The sequence below is a fragment of the Dapis hubbardiae BLCC-M172 genome, assembly GCF_050016015.1.
In the GTDB taxonomy this organism is placed as follows: domain Bacteria; phylum Cyanobacteriota; class Cyanobacteriia; order Cyanobacteriales; family Microcoleaceae; genus Trichodesmium.
The window spans coordinates 21,011-24,643 of the sequence record NZ_JBNHEQ010000283.1 but is presented as its reverse complement, the minus strand read 5'-3'; the positions used below and the strand labels follow the sequence as shown (position 1 = coordinate 24,643).

Here is a 3,633-nt window from a genome sequence, read left to right as displayed (position 1 = left end):
TAGGTAGAGTAGATATCTGGGAAAAATCTCTGACGAATTTTCGACTACCTATATAAGAATAAAATTTTCATCTCATCAGAAAAATTGGTAAAAATTTCAAACTTCAGTAAATATCAATTTTCCTCAACTTTCGGCGGATACTTTTCTAATACTTTCCGCAAATATTTCCCAGTATAAGACTCAAAATTATCTGCCACCTCTTCGGGCGTTCCACAAACAATAATTTCTCCTCCTTTATCTCCACCTTCCGGACCTAAATCTATTACCCAGTCAGCACAACGAATCACATCTAAATTATGCTCAATTACTACAATGGAATTTCCTTTATCTACTAATCTTTGCAAAACATTCAATAACTGATGAACGTCATAAAATGATAAACCTGTTGTTGGTTCATCTATTAAATAAATAGTTTTTCCTGTTGCTCGCTTAGATAATTCGGAAGCTAATTTTACTCTTTGTGCTTCTCCACCGGAAAGTGTCGGTGCGGATTGACCTAATTTGATATAACCTAAGCCTACATCTACTAAAGTTTGTAATCTATTGGCTGCTCTGGGAATATTTTTAAATACTTCTAAACTTTCTTCTACAGTCATATTCAAAACATCAGCAATTGACTGATCTTTATATTTCACTTGCAAAGTTTCTCTACTATATCTTGCACCTTTACAAACTTCGCATTGCACATAAACATCTGGCAGAAAATTCATTTCAATTACATTTACACCTTGTCCACTGCAAGCTTCACATCTGCCACCTTTGACATTAAAAGAAAATTGCCCTGGTTTATAACCTCTGGCTTTTGCTTCTATGGTTTCGGCAAATATTCCTCTAATTACATCAAATACTCCTGTATAAGTTGCTGGATTTGAACGGGGTGTTCTACCAATAGGTGATTGGTCGATTACGATTACTTTGTCTATTGCTTTTAATCCTTTTATTTTTTCTAAGTTTTTGGGAAAGGGAATATTTCGACTGAGATGATGTTGCAAAGCTGGATAAAGTAATTCGTTCATTAAGGTAGATTTTCCTGAACCGGAAACGCCAGTAATACAGACAAGTTTTCCTAAAGGAATTTCTATATCTATATTTTTGAGATTGTTTCGATGACAATTTTTCAGTAGTAGAGATTTGCCGTTTCCTGTTCTTCTTTCGGATGGGGTGGCAATAATTTTTTTGCCGGATAAATAAGCACCTGTTAGTGATTCTTCTGTTGCTAATAATGTCTGGAAATTTCCCTGATAAATTATTCGTCCGCCATGCACTCCTGCTCCCGAACCTATATCAATAATATGGTCGGCTTTTCTAATAGTTTCTTCGTCATGTTCTACAACTATTAATGTATTTCCTAAGTCGCGAAGTTTGGTTAAAGTTTGTAAGAGACGATTATTATCTCTCTGATGTAAACCGATACTTGGTTCGTCTAAAACATAGAGAACTCCTGTTAGACCAGAACCAATTTGTGTTGCTAATCTAATTCTTTGTGCTTCTCCTCCAGAAAGTGTCATTGTTGCTCGGTCTAATGTTAGATAATCTAAGCCAACATCCAAAAGAAAATTTAGTCTGGCTCGAATTTCTCTCAATACTAATTCTGCTATTTTTGCCTGGCGATCGCTTAGTTTTAAATTATCAATTTTCTCTAAACATTCTCGAATGGAAACTTCTGTAAAGTCGGTAATTTTATATTCTCCTACTTCTACGGCAAGTGCTTCTGGTTTTAATCTTTTTCCTTGGCAAGTTTCACAGGTTTGATTGACTAAGTATTGTTCTAATTTTTGTTTGATTAAATCTGAACCAGTTTCCTGATATTGTTTTTCCAAAGTAGGAATAACTCCAGGATAGTAACGATAATCTCCTTCTCCATTTTTCGTTTCTATCCAGATAGGTTCGTCGCTACCTTCAAGCACTAACTTTTGTTCTTTCTTGCTCAATTTATTCCAGGGAGTTTCTATCTCAAAGTCATAAGCTTCAGCCAAACTATAAAGCAGAGAAAAATAATAGGGATTTTCCTTATTCGACCAAGGAGCGATCGCTGAATATAAGGGTGCATTGGGGTCGGGTACTATTAATTCTGGGGAAAATTGCTTCAGACTACCCAAGCCGTGGCAGGTCGGACAGGCACCGTAGGGAGAGTTAAAAGAAAAGAGCCGAGGCGACAACTCCTCCATCACTGCTCCATGCTCTGGACAGGCAAAATTTTCCGAAAATACTATTTGAGTCTGAGAATTTTCCAGTTCTTCTTCTAGTTCCTGACTGGAATTAGCTGAATTATTGTCAGATTTAGAATTAGCTGAAGTTGCTATTTTTGCTGGACTTAGGTTATACTTATTTTTTGTAGGCACTGCCCCTATCTTTGCTGATGTGTCATTTAATACGTTAATCAAAGCAATTCCAGTAGATTGACGTAGACAAGTATTTAGAGAATCTGCTAAACGTTCCTCTATTCCGGGCTTTTTAATTAGTCTGTCAATAACGATTTCTATAGTATGTGTACGATTTTTATCTAATTTGATGTTTTCAGCAATTTCTACGACCTCTCCATCAACCCTCAAACGAACAAATCCTTGAGCAGCTAAACTAGATAAAAGTTTCTGATGAGTCCCCTTTTTGCCTCGAACCACGGGAGCTAGGATATGAAATTTGGTGCGGTCTGGAAGAGCCATAATTCTGTCGCACATTTCATCAATGGTTTGAGGAGCAATATTATGGTGGCAAATTGGGCAGTGTGGTTCTCCCGCTCTACCAAATAGTAGTCTCAGATAGTCGTAAATTTCTGTGACGGTGCCGACCGTCGAGCGGGGATTATGGGATGTGGATTTTTGGTCGATGGATATGGCGGGGCTTAATCCTTCGATGGAGTCTACGTCTGGTTTGTCGAGTTGTCCGAGAAATTGTCGGGCATAAGCGCTGAGGGATTCGACGTAGCGACGTTGCCCTTCGGCAAATATTGTGTCGAAGGCAAGGGAGGATTTGCCGGAGCCAGAAACTCCTGTGAAGACTATGAGGCGATCGCGTGGGAGTTCTAGGTCGATGTTTTTGAGGTTATGTTGTCTGGCTCCTCGGATGCGGATGGTATTTTCAGGAGTGGTCATTTTAGTTATTAGTTTAGGGAATAGGGAGTAGGGAATAGGGAATAGGGAAAAAGAAGGGATGGTTGAAAGGGGCTAACTTTATTTCTTGGTCATAGAAATTTTGTTTGATAGTAGTAAATGATTGTAGCGTCTGGTTTGGGATTATCTGGTTTTCTCGAAAGTAATAAAATATCTTTAATTTTGAGGAGGGCGAGGAGCGATCGCCAGAATTCACTAATTTTCCCACTTCTCAAAAATTATAGATAACTGCCAAATTTTTTCTCACTATCTCTCCCCAGTGAAAAATTACCAACTTTTTCATTCTCTGAAGCACCTAAGAAAATTTGGCGCGTCGAAGGATTTTCAGAAATTTTCCCCAGAAGCAATGGCAGAGAAATTTTTATTTTGCGAAGCACCCAGAAACAGAGGCTGGTTTTTCCGAAAATCTTTCCATCTATTCCTCCGAGTGAAAAATTCTCAATATTTTGATTCTCTCAGAGCTGCCGGAAAATTCGGCGCGTCGAAGGATTTTCCCGAATTTTCCTATAAGCAATGGCAGAGA

The 3,633-nt window shown here is 38.2% G+C and carries 2 protein-coding genes; one reads left to right on the top strand and one right to left on the bottom strand.

All coding sequences use genetic code 11. The annotated features are described in order from the left end of the window. Nucleotides 1-113 precede the first annotated feature (113 nt). Nucleotides 114-3,092 (bottom strand): excinuclease ABC subunit UvrA, encoded by a 2,979-nt coding sequence (gene uvrA / locus ACP6PK_RS26360; protein ID WP_426564049.1) that lies wholly within the window; start codon nt 3,090-3,092, stop codon nt 114-116. A 277-nt stretch (nt 3,093-3,369) separates the two neighbouring features. Between uvrA and ACP6PK_RS26355 the strand changes: the two genes are divergently transcribed. Next, nucleotides 3,370-3,633: hypothetical protein (locus ACP6PK_RS26355; RefSeq protein ID WP_426564047.1), on the top strand; the 264-nt coding region annotated here is incomplete at its 3' end.

Excerpts from the sequence above, each read along its gene's own strand:
- uvrA (WP_426564049.1), bottom strand. The coding sequence starts at position 3,092 with ATGACCACTCCTGAAAATACCATCCGCATCCGAGGAGCCAGACAACAT.